This is a genomic window from cf. Phormidesmis sp. LEGE 11477, assembly GCF_015207105.1.
Taxonomy (GTDB): domain Bacteria; phylum Cyanobacteriota; class Cyanobacteriia; order Phormidesmidales; family Phormidesmidaceae; genus Phormidesmis.
This window is the reverse complement of the sequence record NZ_JADEXO010000132.1, coordinates 1-15083: the sequence shown is the minus strand read 5'-3', so window position 1 is coordinate 15083 and position 15083 is coordinate 1. Positions and strand designations below refer to the sequence as shown.

The window sequence follows — 15083 nt, the reverse complement described above, 5'->3', positions numbered from 1 at the left end:
CAATATATGGACTATTAGTCGATATAGTCGAGATATCGCTCATCGCGTTAACCAAATTCCAAAGTCAAAGTTTGAAATGCTTCCCTGTGTTGTCGACGGCGATGTCTTTGTGCCTAGCAGTTCTCCAGATTACCTAATTGAACGGTATCGCCTGCAAAATGCAAAAGTGTTGACGACTGTTGCTCGGTTGTGGTCTGGCGATATTTATAAAGGCGTTGATGTCACCATTCGAGCGCTGCCAAAAATCTCCCAGGCTTTTCCAGCAGTGAAATACGTTGTGATTGGTCGTGGCGACGATCAACCTCGGTTAGCAAAGCTGGCTGAAGAATTAGGCGTCGCGTCGCAGGTCATTTTCGCCGGGTTTGTGCCAGATGACCAGCTCATAGCTCACTACCGTCTAGCAGATGTTTACGTGATGCCTTCAAAAGAGGGGTTCGGCATTGTGTATTTAGAAGCGATGGCCTGCGGCATTCCGGTGATTGCAGGAGATAATGATGGCTCTGCCGATCCGCTTCAGGATGGGAAAGTAGGCTGGCAGGTACCTCATAGAGATCCAGAGGCCGTTGCGGTTGCCTGCATCGAAGCACTTTTAGGTAAAGACCAAAGAACTAATAGCGAGTGGCTGCGATCGCAAACCCTGGCACGATTTAGTGATAAGGCTCTTGTTACAAGGCTCGATGAGCTTGTCGATAGGCACTAGGATAGACACAGAAGGCCCAAAGGAAATTTGCTTAGAGTATTTCACTCTAAGTGGGTCTACTAAGCTAGTCGGCTGTGTTAGTTGTAAGAGAGTGCTCCAGTGAACCAACAATTCAACCAACTTCAGACCCGTTTTCCAGGGCTCGGGTGCTGGCTATTTGCTTTTATTGCCATTTGGATAGTCGGTGCTATTGGCATCACGGGCATTTTGAAATCCATCTTTGCCGTAATCCTATTTTTGATCCTCGCACCGGTTTTGCTTTCGGTAGCGGCGCAGTTCTGGCTGAAGCGCAATCTAGTGACTGGTAACTGCCCTGTGTGCGAACAGTCTTTGGTCTGTATAAAGCAGTCTAAAACTATCTGCCCGAACTGCGCGACAGAAGTAACCGCAACGGCTGAGGGGCTAGAGCGAGTTGCAGCAGATGGCGTTATTGATGTACAGGCTGTAGACATAAAGCCATCGGCGGCAACCACCACCACTACCGCTACAACTATAGATACAGAAACCTCTGAACCCACCACAATTGATGTAGAAGTGCAGAGGCTACCCGAGTCTGAGTGATTGACTTCTATAGCCTTGGTTGTTTGGCTCTTGAGTCTGACTACTGAGCATGACTACTGAGTGATAGAAAGCGTGTAGGGATGTCTCTCGCCTTTGCGATCGCCTACAAATACCTGATACTCTCCTTGGGTCAAAAGTCCAGGTGCCTCGATACCGCCGCCGTCATAGTTGTGGGCAAATACACACTCGCGAAAGCCATCAGGCCCGGTAATTAGCAGAGTATAGTCACCTTCACTCTCTACTTGAAAGCTTAATGACGCGAAGGCTTCAGTGACCTGAATAGTTTGGCTAGCGCGAGGATCGATGTTGCCGCAGACAGACTGTTCTGAACCGCCCGTTTGTCCTACTAGCTCCACTGGACTAGATAAAGGAGTACGTGTGACTGTCTGCGCTTTGGCTACAGAGCCTAGTGACAGCGTCGCGAGTAAAGCTAAGAAAAGAGGAGAAAGACGCATAGGAACTCCGTGACAAATTCTAGTGTGCCTGGAAGGCTTCGACGTGACCTAAGATGCACATCTGTAGTTTAAATGGTAGCTTCAGACAGTTAGCATTCGTCTTGAAAACTGTGACACTTCGAGAAATGGCGTCTGTAGAAATACCTTAGCAAGCTTGATTTGTAATCACTACGTACCTGTTTGTAATCACTACGTATCTGTAATCGCTATGCAAAGAACTCGTTTAAACGCGCTTGCAGACCAGATTTTATTGCAGTTTAGGCAGTGGGTTTTCAATCCGTGGCGGCGGCTAGGCATAATCATAATCAGCCTACTTTTTGGTAACTTCTTTGCGACAGCCATTTCTGCAACGGCAGGGCAGGCGGCTAAGCTAGACGTGACAATCTCGGCCATCTTAGTGATCTTTGTCGAGGTCATTAGCTGGCTCTATTACCGATACGCACCGTCTCGGAAGGTGCCCAAAGTTCCTTCTGCAGGTCCAGCTCGTCTGCCTGCTAATTCTACTGCTGCGAATCCAATATCTGTAGATCTAGGGCCAGTACGAGCCCGCTCTACGTTAGCAGAATGCCTGAACGCTTTTAAGCTTGGAATGGTCTATGGACTATTCGTCGAAGCCTTTAAGCTAGGCAGTTAGAGGCAGGTAGCGAGCAAATAGCCATTGCGACGCTAGTTATCTGACTGAAGGATTGGAGCGGCTATCGACTAACTTAGTTATCGACTAACTCAAGCAAAGTTAATAGGTAACGTGATCGCGCTTCAATGGCAGGCCAGTCTCCTCGCAGCACTTCGGCAGAGGGAAATAAGGCTGTCGATAACCCTACTGCGATCGCACCTGCTGCAATTAGGGCAGGCGCGATCTCGCTAGTTACCCCACCTGTAGGCACCAGCGGAACAGGACCCAACGGACCTAGCAGACTGCGAATATAAGTCTCATTACCCAGTGACGAAATTGGAAATACCTTCACGCTAGAAGCACCTGCCTGCCATGCCTTTATGATCTCGGTAGGTGTCATCGCTCCGGCCACGATGGGGATTTGATTGGCGTTTGCCTGCATGATCAAGGCGCAAGAAACGTGGGGCGTGAAGCAGAATTTTGCCCCAGCAGCGATCGCATCATCCAAATTATCTGCAGTCAGCACTGACCCAACTCCGACTATACAGTCCGGCAGCGATCGCCGAATTGCCGTGACCATTGCTGCTGGTTCGGCGCTGTTGGTCCAGGCGACTTCGATTAGACGAAAGCCACCAGCAGCAGCAGCTTGGGCCATCAAGACGCCCTGGTCTATATTAGGGGCTCTGATGATTGCGATCGCCCGGTGGCGCTTCAGTAGAGAAATCCAATCAGCCCTAAGCTCGTTGGCGGTCATCCGAGACACGATATCTTCTAAGTCAAGCTTACGCAGCTAAGCTAACCGCTTACGCAAAGAATCAGCCCTGCGCTGAGCAGTCTCATTAGCAGGCTCGGTGGCTAATGATTTCTCGTAGGTTTCTAGCGCTTGCGGCATTAGCTGTTTGCGCTCATAGGTATGACCGAGATTATTCAGCGCAGTCACGTAGTCGGGCCTAATCTTTAAAGCTTCGTTGTACTGACGAATGGCTAGATCAAACTGGTCTTGAGCAAAATAGGAATAGCCCAAGGCATTATGAATCAAGACTGCATTTTCGGCCTCTTCTTCAGGCAGTTCTTTGAGCGCTTTTTTCAGGTAGACTGCCGCCTGTGCATAGAGCTTTTTATCTAGCAGCAGGCTTCCTAGCTCGTAATACTCTAGGGCAGTACCTTTCTCCTTAGTTAGCTTTGTTTGCAAGTCAGAGAGCGTAACTTCCGTCCGCCGCGTGACCCAAACCTGCTTTAGAACAAAAAAAGCAGCCACGCTTAGAAGCGCTAACAGAATTCCTAAATAAACAACTAGGTAGTTGCCATCTTCCATGGGATAACTCAGCTATCAAAATCTTTTTACTCTGTTGGCATTTTAGAGTAATTTAATCGACCCACCGGCAGATGGTTAGGGTTCTTCATCAGTCGTCTCTAATCGGCTGCCTTCGATCACTCACTTTAGGCCAGTCTCTATTTAGTTAGCACCTTCCTGACAAGCACCTTCAATCAGTACTCCCGTTATCTAATGCAGAGGGGAGTACGCCTTCGGGTAATCTCCAGAACTTAGATCTAGACTGCAGCCATCCCTCTTCATACCAGCGCTGAATCGCTTCGTTTACTGCCGTCTGCAAGGGACTGTACTGTTCTCCTTTGGGAACGGCAACTGCCAAAGGCTCCGCCGAGATAATGCTAGGCAAGATCGAATGGTCCGCTAGCGCCTCGCCTGGCATAGTCCATCCTGTCAAAACAGAGGCATCACCAGCAAAGGCATCGACCGTACCGCTTTCTACGAGCGCTTGAGCCTCGAGATAACTGCTGACACCGACTAGCTGAGCGGCGGGCAAAATATAGCTCACTTGAGCAACCGTACTAGACCTGTTGAGAACAGCGATGGTGCTTAGCTGCAAGTCCCGAATGGTTTGAATCGCGGGTAGGCTTTCGGTCGATAGTCGGGTAATAAAAGCAGTGCCGTCTAGATAATATGGGTCGCTAAAACTGACAATGCGGCGGCGAGGCTCAGTGATTGTGAGCGCTGCGATCGCCACATCTACCTGGCCTTCTATGACAGCATTTAGCCGATCTACGTTCTCAGTAGGCACAAACTCTACAGCGCCTGCGTCTCCGAGCAGATCTTTGGCCAGCCGACGAGCAATGTCAATCTCAAAGCCGCTGAGCTGATTAGCTTCGTCGAGAAAGCCCATCGGTGGACGGTTGTCCTTAACAGCGACAATTAGATAGCCGCGATCGCGAATCTCTGATAGCTCCGCTGCGAAAGCGACCGTCGCTGCAAAAGGTAGGGGCCACAATAACTGCGACCCCATAATTAATCCGATCCCTGCTATCAGCTTGCGTAACATCGATTTACGTAACCTGGTTTACGCAACATTGGTAGCTAGCTTTATTTGCTAGTCGCAGCTTCCACGACCTTCGTAAAGCTGTCGGGAGCTAATACCGCTAGCTGAGCTAGCATCTTGCGATTGATCTGAATATCTGCTTTCTTTAAATCGCCAATCAAGCGGCTATAAGTTGTGCCGTTGAGTCTTGCGGCTGCGTTGATGCGAGCAATCCACAGACGCCGAAAATCACGCTTGCGACGACGACGGTCACGATAGGCATTTCGCAGCGCCTTCATTACCTGTTGATTAGCCGTACGAAATAGCTTTGAGTGAGATCCTCTAAAACCTTTTGCAAGTTTAAGAACTTTCTTGCGGCGTTTGCGAGCTACATTACCGCGCTTAACACGTGCCATGATTTAGTTTTCCTATTGGGTTGAGCCTTGTTTGGTTTGGGCTTTGTCTGGATTGAACTTTATTTGATATGAGCCTGGTTGGGCGTTAGATAGAATTGCCTTCAGATGCAAGTAAGACCTTACAAATAAGGCATCATCAGTTCTACGTTTTCTACATCGCTTTCGTGTACGGTCGCAATCTTAGAAAGCTTACGCTTACGATCTTGATTTTTACGCTCTAGCAAATGGTTTTTGTAGGCTTTGCGGCGCATGATTTTGCCACTACCGCTACGACGAAAGCGCTTTGCTGCCGCACGACGAGTTTTGAGCTTAGGCATGGTAATAGACTTTTTTATCTTGAGTTCAGCAGACCTGCTTAGAAGTTAATTTCTATTTCGCAGTCTTTAATAGTACTACACTCTCTAGCTAGCCGTTAGCTTGTCTGGCAAAATGTGAGGGCAAGTTCTCTCACTACAGTTAATAGAGCACACTTATGGCCCTTTCCAATCTGACCCCTTCCAATCAAAGATGGAACCGAAGAAATCAGCTTCAGCAAGCGCTGGAGACGGCTTCTGCCCTTAAAATCATTAGCGGATTGACTAATCTAGACCCTCATAATGTCGCCGATGTTGTTCGGGCCGCTCAAAAAGGGGGGGCGACTTTCGTAGATATTGCCGCCGATGCAGATTTAGTCCGCTTGGTTCGTGAATTGATTGAGCTACCTATTTGCGTATCGTCAATAGAACCACAGCGGTTTGTCGCTGCTGTTGCTGCCGGCGCAGACCTGATAGAGATTGGCAACTTTGATGCTTTTTATGCTGAGGGACGACGATTTGAGGCGGCGGAAGTACTGGCGCTGACCAAAGAGACGCGATCGCTTCTTCCAGATATCTTGCTCTCGGTTACCGTCCCTCACATTTTGACGTTGGACGCGCAGGTCGCACTGGCAGAAGACTTGGTCGCAGCCGGTGCAGATATTATTCAGACTGAGGGCGGAACTAGCAGCGCCCCGACTCATAGCGGCACGCTTGGCCTGATCGAAAAAGCTGCGCCTACGCTGGCCGCAGCGCATGCTATCTCTCGGGCCGTTGCAGTGCCAGTTCTGTGCGCTTCAGGGCTATCTGATGTGACTGCACCGATGGCGATCGCAGCAGGTGCCTCTGGTGTAGGCGTTGGCTCAGCAGTTCACAAGCTCAACGATCCGCTCGCAATGATCGCTGTGGTTCGTAGCCTAGTAGAAGCAATTCAGACCACTCAGGTGAAAGTCACTGCGTCATAGACAAAAGGCAGTTGTTTAAAGCAGAAAAATCTGCTAGTCGATGACTGACCGACAATCTAGACCATTTTCAAAGCTTGAAGATCTAAAGCATACGGGTCTTTGAGCTTTGGTACAGCAAAGCGCGGATGCATTCGCACCGCTGCTATGGCACTTTGCGCTGTATGACAAAGGCTGTAGCCTTTCGTAGTGTAGTAAGCAAAGTGCGGAAAGCTATAGTTTATTAATGGAATCGATGATATCTGGTCAGCGCGATCGCCAATAGGTCTTGATCTGCTCAATTGTAAAAATTGGTCGAAAGCTCAATCCAGCCGCTTCGTACAGCGCTCTGCCACCTTGCTGTCGGTCGACTAAAGACAAAATCTCATTGACAACATACCCCGCTGCCCTAAGCCTTTCGACCGCTTTCATTGCCGATGCGCCCGTTGTCACCACATCTTCCAAGATGACGACGGCGCTACCTTCCGGCAATGCTGGCCCTTCAATATAGGCTTGAGTGCCGTGGCCTTTTGCCTCCTTTCTAATGATTAAGGGCGTGACTGGTTTACCTTCATAAGCGCCAGCAATACTGACCGCACTGACCATTGGATCTGCGCCCAGCGTCAGGCCGCCCACGCCTACCGTGCCATCTGGCAACATATCTAGCAAAATTCTTGCTACCATCAGGCCGCCTTGAGCATGTAGCGTCACCTGTTTGCCATTGATGTAGTAGTCACTTTCTTGGCCAGAAGAAAGCGTGAAATTACCTTCTTTGTAAGCGACCTGACAAATCAGCTCAAGTAGCCTCTGACGGAGTACTGTCATATCAGCGTTTGCCAGCTCAGTCGCCGTTTCAGTCGATGGGACGGACATAAATTTTTTACTCAGCAAAAAGTTTAGATTAGAGGGGCAAATATCGAGATTCTATTTGAGCCGGGAATCCTTGAAAAGAATGGTCATAGCCTGTGTCGATAGCATAGGTCGAGCCGCTTCTCAATCAAAAGACATCACAAAAGGCATAAAAGGAAAAGACGATCATGGCGCGTAGACAGCTAAGTTTATTGAAAACCGTCTGTAAAAGCTGCTTAGGTTTGGCTGGCACTCTAGCCGTCGGCACCTCTATGACCGCAGTGTTAGCGTCCGCAGCCGCTGCCCAAGAACCACGACCGGTATTAGACAGGCTAGAAGACATTATGGAGAATCGATCCGGTGACTACTTCCGCAGTCGGTCTTTTAAGGGCCAAGTTGGCTTTATTACCGGACTAGGCGGTTTCCCAGAGAACCGGATCAGCCGAGATGCTGAGTCGATATCTGGAGCATACGATGAATTAATGATATTGCAAACCCAAAACACGCCTACCTTGCGTGTGCCTGACCTACCTAACCCTTACACAACTTCAGTGCAGCTACTGCCTGTCTCTCAGTTTGATAGCCGCGTTGTTGGCAGCGAACTCAACTTTGAACCGCTCCCTCGCAGATAGGCCGCTACGTAGCTCGCGTTCCTTACCACGGTCTTCTCTTTGTATGCATTATGAATATGCAGCTGAGAAACGCTGTGTGCTCGGGAGCGGGTTCACACCAAAATCTCCTCCTTAGTGCTACTAGAAAGCGGCGTAAGGAGGAGATTTTTGATGAAGACATCCAGGGTGCAGGAGTTGAACCTGCCTGGGGCGAATTATGAGTTCGCTGCCTAATCCGCTCGGCCAACCCTGGTCATCGTTTAATATACTATCTTGACTATCAGTCAGTCACCGCCATAGTTAAGGAAAATGCTAATACACTTAATCTTTGGAGCTCTATATCCCTATATTTCTTGAGCCTTATCTTAAAGTGTTGAATGTCTGAGCCTCTTTTGAGAAAGTATTTTTGGTCAGGAAGATAGTGCGAAATTAACTGCGGTTGGGGTAGACTCTCGCAGTACTACAGCAGCTCTTAACTGTCAAAACAAGCTTCTGCTAACTAGTGTCGTAGAAATCTCAGGCTAAATTTTTATGAAAATCAATCCTGCCGTTGCCTTCACTCTAATACTACTAACGCTGATGTTCGGCTCCGGTATTGTTAGTTCTTCTTGGGGCTATGCCATCGGTCGCCAGGCTTTAACGGGCGTTCGTCAGCCGGAAACTAGACCTTCTAATGCCGTCACTGCCAACCGTAGCGGTGACCTGCAGAGTGGGCTAGTATTGCTCGATGAAGATCAAATCATCAGCGATGTGAACAGTCGGATGACAGACGGAAGCAATTAATAGTTGAAGATGAGTAGTTGGAGTTGAAAATTAGTAGTTGAATAAGCGCTCTCGAATAGACATGATTAAACGAATTCGTTTGAACTGGCTTTCTGGTGCCGTCTTGGTCGTGAGCTAGTCGCCCTTGCCTTTTGCTGTGCTACTTCAGAGTCAACTACTTCAGATTCAACCACTGCTGACCGGCACAGAGGTTGCGGTCCGGCTCCTATCAGTGGTGGCGCTCATCTTGTTGAATGCCTTTTTTGTGACGGTCGAGTTTTCGATTGTTTCGGCTAGGCGATCGCGCATCAATCAGCTTGCCAGCAGCGGCGATATGCAGGCGCGAACGGTTCAAAAACTTCAGCAAAAGCTCAATAGCCTGCTCTCTACGACTCAGCTAGGCATTACCCTATCTAGTTTGGCACTAGGCTGGATAGGCGAGCACACCATGGCCGCTTTGATCATTCACTGGCTGACTCGGCTACCTATTCAAACTAGCCTTGCCCAATTTCTCTCCCATTCTATTGCCTTACCCCTAGCCTTTCTTCTCCTAGCCTACTTGCAGATTGTGCTAGGTGAACTTTGCCCAAAGTCAGTTGCGCTTAGCTACCCTGAACATATTGCCCGCTTTCTAGGCCCGCCTAGCCTCACTATCGCTCGCCTGCTCAAACCATTTGTGTGGCTGCTCAATCAGTCCACCAGCTTTTTACTTTCTATCTTGGGCATCAAGGACAATAGCACCAGATGGCATAGTGGGGTAACGCCCGAAGAGTTGAGGCTGCTGATCAACACCTCTACAGAAGTCCCCGCGCTTAAAAAAGGCGAACGAGAAATCCTTAGCAATGTCTTTGAATTTCGCGGCGCGACTGTTGAAGAGGTTATGGTGCCCCGAACTCAAATCGCGGCACTGCCTCAATCGGCAACCTTTCAAGACTTACTAGATGAGATCGTGCGCTCTAAGCACTCTCGATATCCAATGACAGGTGAGTCTCTAGACAATATTTTAGGCATTATTAACTTCCACAAGCTGGCCCTTCCCCTTTCTAGAGGCGAACTGCTGCCTCATTCTTCTGTAGAGGCTTGGATTACACCTGCCAAAGTAGTGCCCGAAACGCTGCCGCTCAATGACTTGCTAACTCAGATGCAGCAGTCGGCAAGAGAAATGGTGATTGTAGTTGACGAGTATGGTGGAACCGCCGGGCTAGTTACCTTTCGAGACTTGACTGCCAAAATCATTGGAGACGCTACCGATACTGACTCTATCGGGAAGATCCTCTACCAAGATAGCCATACGGTTATCTTTCCGGCTCAGACCGAAATAGAAGATGTGAACGAACGGCTCTCCTTGACCCTACCGACCAGTGAAAACTATGTAACCTTAGGCGGCTTCGTCATCTTTGAACTGCAGAAGATACCCCAGATTAACGAGCAGCTAATTTACAAAGATTTAGAACTAACAGTGGCCGCTGCAGAAGGACCAAAGCTGACCAAGATCAAGATTCGTCGGCTGGGAAAGGCGCTGGTGCTAAGTAACGTAGGCGCACCGGCTGCTGTCAGGACAGCGACTAACAGACTCCTTTGAAGAGTCTTCAGACACTCGAAGATATCTAGCTATCGACCTATCTTAGAGTGCGGCTGAAAGCACTCTTAGAATTAACTCACTAGCGATCGCTATCCTTTTGAGGCAGTTAACGAATTGTCTAGCGAAAAACACCCTAGTAAGTACTTCTATAGTAAAGTTTACGATATGTATACAGTTGTGTGCGGGTACGCGGATGCATCCTCAATGGAAAGGCTATGCCCACGCACTGCTATCTACTAGGCTGTTGTCATAAAGGTTTTGCCTAGGTTTCTGTCTGGGATTCTTGCCTGGATTACTGTGCTTCAGCCGAGTGACAAACGCTATCGTTCTTCGCAATGTTCCTTTGCACTAGAACAATTGTCATTATTGTCCAGAGGTGCAGGCCATGCAGAGTCAGTTGTTATCCCTCGCAGATGCTAGACCCTATAGTCGAAACCAGCCTGAGCCAATCAGGGTAGGTGTTATTGGCATTGGTAATATGGGGCAGCACCACGTCCGGGTGCTCTCGATGATAAAAGACGTCAAGTTGATGGGCGTTGCAGACATCAACGCTGAATTAGGAATCGAGACAGCTAGCAAGTATCAAATCAACTATTTCGACGACTATCACAAGCTGCTACCTCATGTCGATGCTGTCTGTGTGGCGGTTCCTACTCGGCTGCATCATTCTGTGGGCATGGCTTGCTTGAAAGCCGGCGTGCATGTCTTGATCGAAAAGCCAATTGCGGCCAGTATCAGCGAAGCCGAATCTTTGGTGAATGCAGCGGCAGATCTCAACTGCATTTTGCAGGTAGGCCATATCGAACGCTTTAATCCGGCTTTTAAGGAGCTACACAATGTCTTGAAGACTGAGGAAGTGCTAGCTATCGAAGCTCGCAGAATGAGTCCGTATTCTAAACGAGCTAACGATGTCTCAGTCGTGCTTGATTTGATGATTCACGATATCGATCTCATTTTAGAGCTAGCGAATTCGACCGTTGTTGAGCTAACAGCTAGTGGTAGCAGAGGCGCGAGTTCACCGTATTTAGACTACGTAACAGCGACTTTGGGCTTTGTGAATGGCATTGTCGCCACAGTGACAGCTAGTAAGGTGACTCATCGAAAGATTAGAACAATTTCTGCTCACTGCCGCCAGTCTTTGACAGAGGCAGATTTTCTTAACAACAAAATTGAGATTCATCGCCAGACGACAGAGAACTGCATGGCGGACTATGGGCAGGTTCTCTACCGTCAAGATGGGCTAATTGAACAGGTATATACCAGCAATACAGAGCCTTTGCATGCCGAACTAGAGCACTTTATTCACTGCGTTAGAGGCGGGTATCAACCCTCTGTGGGTGGAAAGCAGGCACTTAAGGCACTGCGCTTAGCTAGCCTGATTGAACAGATGGCGTTGGATGGAAAAGCCTGGAAGTCTTCTGCTGATTTAAAAATGGCCTTAGAACCTGTGGCACCTATTGCAGCAGGTCACTAATGCTGGGTTGATTTTTGGGTTGGCGTCAGCTCTTGTGTTGATCTCAGCAGCGAGATCATCTCTGTGACGATGATGTCACTAACTAGCTGATTGCCAGCAGGGCTTAGGTGAATGTGATCTCTGTACAGGGCGTCTGCATTTGGGTGGTTTTGGAAAGTCGAGAGAAGATTGACGTATGAGATATTCTGCTCGATTGTCCAGTCTTGTAAGCGCTGGCGGGCGATGATCTCGTAGTCTCTAGGGCCAGGGATTTCCCTTTTTAGTGGAGAGAGTACCAGCAGAAATCTTGCCTGTTCGGTGACTGCTTTTTGATAGATGAGATCGATGGCGTTCAGGTTTTTGCCGACGCGATCGCCTCCTTCGTTTTGAATATCTTCTAGCCCAGGGATAGAGACCTGCTTTTTGAATAAGCGCTCAAGCAGTTCGGCTAGGGCAGAAGGTGGATTGCGATCTGGGTAGTTGCGATCGCGTCCCACCTGCAAATCAGTCGGTTGCGTACCGAACAAATCATCGGTGTTGAGTAGCAGCACCAGCACGGTCGCGCCAAAAGTTCCGTACTGACGAAGATAGGCAAGCTGATTGCGGGGCCCCCAAGAATTAGCAGAAGCATTCAGCGGCTCTACTGTGGTGTATTTTTCTGTATATTTCTTGGGCAGCGACCGCTGTAGTTTCCAAGCTGTCAGGGCAGAGAGGATATTCGCTTGGTCTGTCCACCAGTTGCCGTTTGCTAGAGAATCGCCTAATAGAAACAGTCGGAGCTGGTCAGGCTCAGGCAAAGGTGAAATTTCGCTGGCCCGCATAGAGTACTGATTTATTGAGATGCGGTTGCCAAATCGACGAATTTGCTGATTAGGAGCCAGTCGATACCCCATGGTCGGATCGGCGACATAAAGTGGGGGCCGGCCAAAGCCAAAGCCGACGCGCAAGGCGACTTCAGTCAGTAGGACAACGACCAATATTGCAAAAAAGGATAGTCCTAATCTCATCAATGTCCAATCTCGTAGAGGTCTCGTTCTACGAGTATTCCGTAGATAATGAAAAAGTGAATCATTGGGCCAAAAAATGGTTGATATTTTGTATCCGCTGCACGTTGCTATACAGGTCAGCGATCTAGCTGTCTCTGACCAATTTTATACGGAGATAGTTGGGCTAAAAAAGGTGGACAGGCAGCTGAGCTTTGCGGGTAGCTGGTATCAGATTGGAGACTTTCAGCTGCATTTGATTGTGAGCGACTGGGCGGCTAATCCGGCTAGAGAAGATAAATGGGGCAGGCATCCCCATATCACTTTTGCGATCGCAAACCTTAGCAGTATCAAGCAGTCACTGATCGATCGAGCAGTTCCCTTTCAGATGAGCTCATCGGGTAGAGCAGCACTGTTCGTCAAAGATCCAGATGGAAATGTTGTAGAGCTTCTAGAGGTCAAGCCGGAAGCAGTAACGCCATAACGCAGTAGCCACAACGATTGGTGGCTATTACTAAGCCTTCTACGACAGGCTGTCATCACCTACATTCTGGTTACTTCTACTAGACCACTGGGCTTACTGAAAAGAGATGAAATCACTTGCCTTATCGGCAATCAATTGAAAATCCTCTCTTAACAGGCGACCCTACTCATGAGCACCTTAAGTCCGCTGACTCTAGCTAGCCGTCAGCAATCCAAGAAGCCTCGCATGCTAGTTGTCGATGATGAACCAGACAACCTAGACTTGCTCTTTCGGACTTTTCGCCGCGACTTTAAAGTGCTAAAGGCAGAGAGCGGAGTAGAGGCTCTCGAAATCTTGGCAGATGATGGCGAAGTCGCGGTGATCATTTCTGACCAAAGGATGCCAGAAATGAAAGGGACAGAATTCCTCAGCAAGACAGTGCCTGACTTTCCAGACACGGTTCGGATAATTCTGACTGGCTTCACTGATGTGGAAGATTTGGTCGAAGCTATCAACGCCGGACAAGTTTATCGCTATATTACTAAGCCGTGGGACCCGGATGAGCTCAAGTTTGTGGTAGATAAAGCCTCGGCAACTTATGAGCTGCTAAAAGGGCAAAGCGCAGAGCTTCACAAAGCAGAAAAGCAGTCAAAGATGATGATGACGGTGGGCCAAATCGCGGCTCAGTCTATGCAAAAAGAAGAAGCCCTAGAGCATTTGACGCGAGGATTTTGTGAGATTTTGAATGCGGATGCCTGCGCGCTGCTGCTAGCAGATGACGATAGCGCTGGTAGCTATGGACTAGCAGATACTGAGAAAATTAGCGATAGTCAACTCGTCACAGACGCGATCGCTTCTCAACAGAGCCAAACTTTAGTCAATATCCAATCAGACGAAACCCTCTCTAGCAGCCCCCTTTATACCGACGGCACTCAGTGTCACTTAGCCATCCCTGTTATCTATCAAGGCAAAGCTTTAGGAACGTTTTCTTTTCAGTGGACAACACCTTACAAGACTCTAGATGACGTGAGTCAACTGCTGGGATTGATAGCACCTCAGATTGCACTTAGCTTAAAAGCAGCCGTTTTGTAGCCAGTAGTTACGCGCTCGTCGCTTTGACAAGTTCACCAGCGTCAGGTTTACCAGCAGAGTTAATAGCCCTTATTCTAGAAGAAGACTTTGTAATGAGTGCTTCGGGAAATAGACTTTGTAGATGGTAAACAACAATTCGCGGCCTGCTTTAGTGCCTGATGCTCTGGCCTCGTTAACAGCTCAGCCCCAAGCAGATCAGATTAAAGCGTTATTCGATCGAATTGCCCCGCAGTATGACCAGATGAATCAGGAGATGAGTCTGGGCCTGCATCGAATTTGGAAGCAGATGGCGGTGCAGTGGAGTAGAGCAGCCGAGGGCATGCACTGCCTAGATTTGTGCTGTGGCAGTGGTGACTTGGCTTTGCTGCTAGCTAGAAAAGTTGGTGGCAGCGGCCAGATCACAGGGGTAGATTTTGCGGCGCAGCAGCTCGCGATCGCAGCTAGCAGAGAGCCCCATTTACAGCATCGCCTACGTTGGGTAGAAGCCGATGCCTTGTCACTGCCGTTTGCCAGCGATCAGTTTGACGCGGCCACTATGGCCTATGGCTTGCGTAATCTGACGGATATTCCCAAAGGACTAGAGGAGCTACGCCGAGTCTTGAAGCCGGGCGCTACAGCAGCCATTCTAGACTTTCATTCGCCTACCAATCCGCTAGTGATTTACTTTCAAAAGTGGTATTTGGCATCGATTGTTGTCCCGGCGGCAGAGAGATTAGGGATGAAGGAGGAGTATGCTTATATTGGCCCTAGCGTCGATCGCTTTCCGTCAGGAGCCAAGCAGGTAAGGCTAGCCAAAGAGGCTGGATTTACCCATGCGCTACACTATCCTATCGCAGGCGGAATGATGGGAGTTCTAGTGGCTACTCGGTAAACGTGGCTAGTAGAAAGCGTGGCTAATAGAGGCTTTAACAGTTAGAAGAACCCAGCTAACAAACGCTAAGTGGTTCTAAGGATACAGAAAAACATATGGCCGGGGTGAATTTGTGGGTAGTGT

19 protein-coding genes and 1 tRNA gene are annotated in these 15083 nt (G+C 48.9%); 11 read left to right on the top strand and 9 right to left on the bottom strand.

The features are described 5' to 3' along the window. Positions 1–700 (top strand): glycosyltransferase (locus IQ256_RS24860; protein ID WP_193858382.1); only part of this gene is annotated, 700 nt, incomplete at its 5' end. Positions 701–799: 99 nt separating this feature from the next. Then, positions 800–1261, top strand: a complete 462-nt coding sequence (locus IQ256_RS24855) for a hypothetical protein (RefSeq protein WP_193858381.1) — start codon at positions 800–802, stop codon at positions 1259–1261. Between the two features lie 53 nt (positions 1262–1314). Here IQ256_RS24855 and IQ256_RS24850 read toward each other — a convergent pair whose 3' ends face one another. Then, on the bottom strand, positions 1315–1716 hold the full coding sequence (locus tag IQ256_RS24850; protein ID WP_193858380.1) for a hypothetical protein: 402 nt from the start codon (positions 1714–1716) through the stop codon (positions 1315–1317). Positions 1717–1924: 208 nt separating this feature from the next. On the opposite strand from IQ256_RS24850, the gene IQ256_RS24845 reads away from it, so the two are divergent. Continuing rightward, positions 1925–2350: a DUF565 domain-containing protein gene (locus IQ256_RS24845; RefSeq protein ID WP_193858379.1), complete on the top strand. Its 426-nt coding sequence runs from the start codon at positions 1925–1927 to the stop codon at positions 2348–2350. 73 nt (positions 2351–2423) lie between these two features. Here the strand turns inward: IQ256_RS24845 and IQ256_RS24840 are convergent, their stop codons facing one another. The 5 genes from IQ256_RS24840 to rpmI all read right to left on the bottom strand — a co-directional run bounded on the left by IQ256_RS24840 (position 2424) and on the right by rpmI (position 5377). Then, positions 2424–3083, bottom strand: coding sequence for a bifunctional 4-hydroxy-2-oxoglutarate aldolase/2-dehydro-3-deoxy-phosphogluconate aldolase (locus IQ256_RS24840; protein ID WP_228025246.1), 660 nt, complete (start codon positions 3081–3083; stop codon positions 2424–2426). Positions 3084–3119: 36 nt separating this feature from the next. Continuing rightward, positions 3120–3644: a tetratricopeptide repeat protein gene (locus tag IQ256_RS24835; protein ID WP_193858377.1), complete on the bottom strand. Its 525-nt coding sequence runs from the start codon at positions 3642–3644 to the stop codon at positions 3120–3122. Between the two features lie 169 nt (positions 3645–3813). After that, complete coding sequence (locus IQ256_RS24830; protein WP_228025244.1) at positions 3814–4632, bottom strand: transporter substrate-binding domain-containing protein; 819 nt, start codon at positions 4630–4632, stop codon at positions 3814–3816. Between the two features lie 77 nt (positions 4633–4709). Continuing rightward, positions 4710–5060: a 50S ribosomal protein L20 gene (rplT, locus tag IQ256_RS24825; protein WP_193858375.1), complete on the bottom strand. Its 351-nt coding sequence runs from the start codon at positions 5058–5060 to the stop codon at positions 4710–4712. Positions 5061–5179: 119 nt separating this feature from the next. Then, a complete protein-coding gene (gene rpmI / locus IQ256_RS24820; protein WP_193858374.1) occupies positions 5180–5377 on the bottom strand; it encodes a 50S ribosomal protein L35 in 198 nt (65 codons plus the stop codon). Positions 5378–5532: 155 nt separating this feature from the next. Here rpmI and IQ256_RS24815 point away from each other — a divergent pair, with 155 nt between their 5' ends. Further along, positions 5533–6318: a DUF561 domain-containing protein gene (locus IQ256_RS24815; protein WP_193858373.1), complete on the top strand. Its 786-nt coding sequence runs from the start codon at positions 5533–5535 to the stop codon at positions 6316–6318. A gap of 243 nt (positions 6319–6561) precedes the next feature. Here the strand turns inward: IQ256_RS24815 and pyrE are convergent, their stop codons facing one another. After that, positions 6562–7167, bottom strand: a complete 606-nt coding sequence (pyrE, locus tag IQ256_RS24810; RefSeq protein WP_193858372.1) for an orotate phosphoribosyltransferase — start codon at positions 7165–7167, stop codon at positions 6562–6564. A 164-nt stretch (positions 7168–7331) separates the two neighbouring features. On the opposite strand from pyrE, the gene IQ256_RS24805 reads away from it, so the two are divergent. Further along, on the top strand, positions 7332–7775 hold the full coding sequence (locus tag IQ256_RS24805; RefSeq protein WP_193858371.1) for a hypothetical protein: 444 nt from the start codon (positions 7332–7334) through the stop codon (positions 7773–7775). A gap of 159 nt (positions 7776–7934) precedes the next feature. Here IQ256_RS24805 and IQ256_RS24800 read toward each other — a convergent pair. Next, positions 7935–8007 (bottom strand) — tRNA-Ile (locus IQ256_RS24800). Positions 8008–8285: 278 nt separating this feature from the next. Here IQ256_RS24800 and IQ256_RS24795 point away from each other — a divergent pair. The 3 genes from IQ256_RS24795 (at position 8286) to IQ256_RS24785 (ending at position 11572) form a co-directional block, all read left to right on the top strand. Further along, positions 8286–8537, top strand: a complete 252-nt coding sequence (locus IQ256_RS24795; protein WP_193858370.1) for a hypothetical protein — start codon at positions 8286–8288, stop codon at positions 8535–8537. A 136-nt stretch (positions 8538–8673) separates the two neighbouring features. Further along, positions 8674–10098 carry a hemolysin family protein gene (locus IQ256_RS24790; RefSeq protein WP_370623544.1) on the top strand — a complete coding sequence of 475 codons (1425 nt, stop codon included), beginning with the start codon at positions 8674–8676 and terminating at the stop codon, positions 10096–10098. Positions 10099–10483: 385 nt separating this feature from the next. After that, entirely contained in the window at positions 10484–11572 is a 1089-nt protein-coding gene (locus IQ256_RS24785; protein ID WP_193858368.1) for a Gfo/Idh/MocA family protein, read from the top strand. On the opposite strand, the gene IQ256_RS24780 is transcribed toward IQ256_RS24785, so the two are convergent. Beyond that, positions 11569–12558: an SGNH/GDSL hydrolase family protein gene (locus IQ256_RS24780; protein ID WP_193858367.1), complete on the bottom strand. Its 990-nt coding sequence runs from the start codon at positions 12556–12558 to the stop codon at positions 11569–11571. The genes IQ256_RS24785 and IQ256_RS24780 overlap by 4 nt on opposite strands. A 76-nt stretch (positions 12559–12634) precedes the next feature. Here IQ256_RS24780 and IQ256_RS24775 point away from each other — a divergent pair, with 76 nt between their 5' ends. From IQ256_RS24775 to ubiE, 3 genes are all read left to right on the top strand, one after another. Beyond that, entirely contained in the window at positions 12635–13018 is a 384-nt protein-coding gene (locus IQ256_RS24775; RefSeq protein WP_193858366.1) for a VOC family protein, read from the top strand. Positions 13019–13186: 168 nt separating this feature from the next. Next, positions 13187–14089: a response regulator gene (locus IQ256_RS24770; protein ID WP_193858365.1), complete on the top strand. Its 903-nt coding sequence runs from the start codon at positions 13187–13189 to the stop codon at positions 14087–14089. 121 nt (positions 14090–14210) lie between these two features. Continuing rightward, positions 14211–14960: a bifunctional demethylmenaquinone methyltransferase/2-methoxy-6-polyprenyl-1,4-benzoquinol methylase UbiE gene (ubiE, locus tag IQ256_RS24765; RefSeq protein WP_193858364.1), complete on the top strand. Its 750-nt coding sequence runs from the start codon at positions 14211–14213 to the stop codon at positions 14958–14960. Positions 14961–15083 lie beyond the last annotated feature (123 nt).

Coding starts and splice junctions, on each gene's coding strand:
- IQ256_RS24845 (WP_193858379.1), top strand. CDS start 1,925: ATGCAAAGAACTCGTTTAAACGCGCTTGCAGACCAGATTTTATTGCAG.
- IQ256_RS24780 (WP_193858367.1), bottom strand. CDS start 12,558: ATGAGATTAGGACTATCCTTTTTTGCAATATTGGTCGTTGTCCTACTG.
- IQ256_RS24785 (WP_193858368.1), top strand. CDS start 10,484: ATGCAGAGTCAGTTGTTATCCCTCGCAGATGCTAGACCCTATAGTCGA.
- IQ256_RS24805 (WP_193858371.1), top strand. CDS start 7,332: ATGGCGCGTAGACAGCTAAGTTTATTGAAAACCGTCTGTAAAAGCTGC.
- ubiE (WP_193858364.1), top strand. CDS start 14,211: ATGGTAAACAACAATTCGCGGCCTGCTTTAGTGCCTGATGCTCTGGCC.
- rplT (WP_193858375.1), bottom strand. CDS start 5,060: ATGGCACGTGTTAAGCGCGGTAATGTAGCTCGCAAACGCCGCAAGAAA.
- IQ256_RS24840 (WP_228025246.1), bottom strand. CDS start 3,083: ATGACCGCCAACGAGCTTAGGGCTGATTGGATTTCTCTACTGAAGCGC.
- IQ256_RS24775 (WP_193858366.1), top strand. CDS start 12,635: ATGGTTGATATTTTGTATCCGCTGCACGTTGCTATACAGGTCAGCGAT.
- IQ256_RS24770 (WP_193858365.1), top strand. CDS start 13,187: ATGAGCACCTTAAGTCCGCTGACTCTAGCTAGCCGTCAGCAATCCAAG.
- pyrE (WP_193858372.1), bottom strand. CDS start 7,167: ATGTCCGTCCCATCGACTGAAACGGCGACTGAGCTGGCAAACGCTGAT.
- IQ256_RS24795 (WP_193858370.1), top strand. CDS start 8,286: ATGAAAATCAATCCTGCCGTTGCCTTCACTCTAATACTACTAACGCTG.
- IQ256_RS24815 (WP_193858373.1), top strand. CDS start 5,533: ATGGCCCTTTCCAATCTGACCCCTTCCAATCAAAGATGGAACCGAAGA.
- IQ256_RS24835 (WP_193858377.1), bottom strand. CDS start 3,644: ATGGAAGATGGCAACTACCTAGTTGTTTATTTAGGAATTCTGTTAGCG.
- IQ256_RS24850 (WP_193858380.1), bottom strand. CDS start 1,716: ATGCGTCTTTCTCCTCTTTTCTTAGCTTTACTCGCGACGCTGTCACTA.
- rpmI (WP_193858374.1), bottom strand. CDS start 5,377: ATGCCTAAGCTCAAAACTCGTCGTGCGGCAGCAAAGCGCTTTCGTCGT.
- IQ256_RS24830 (WP_228025244.1), bottom strand. CDS start 4,632: ATGGGGTCGCAGTTATTGTGGCCCCTACCTTTTGCAGCGACGGTCGCT.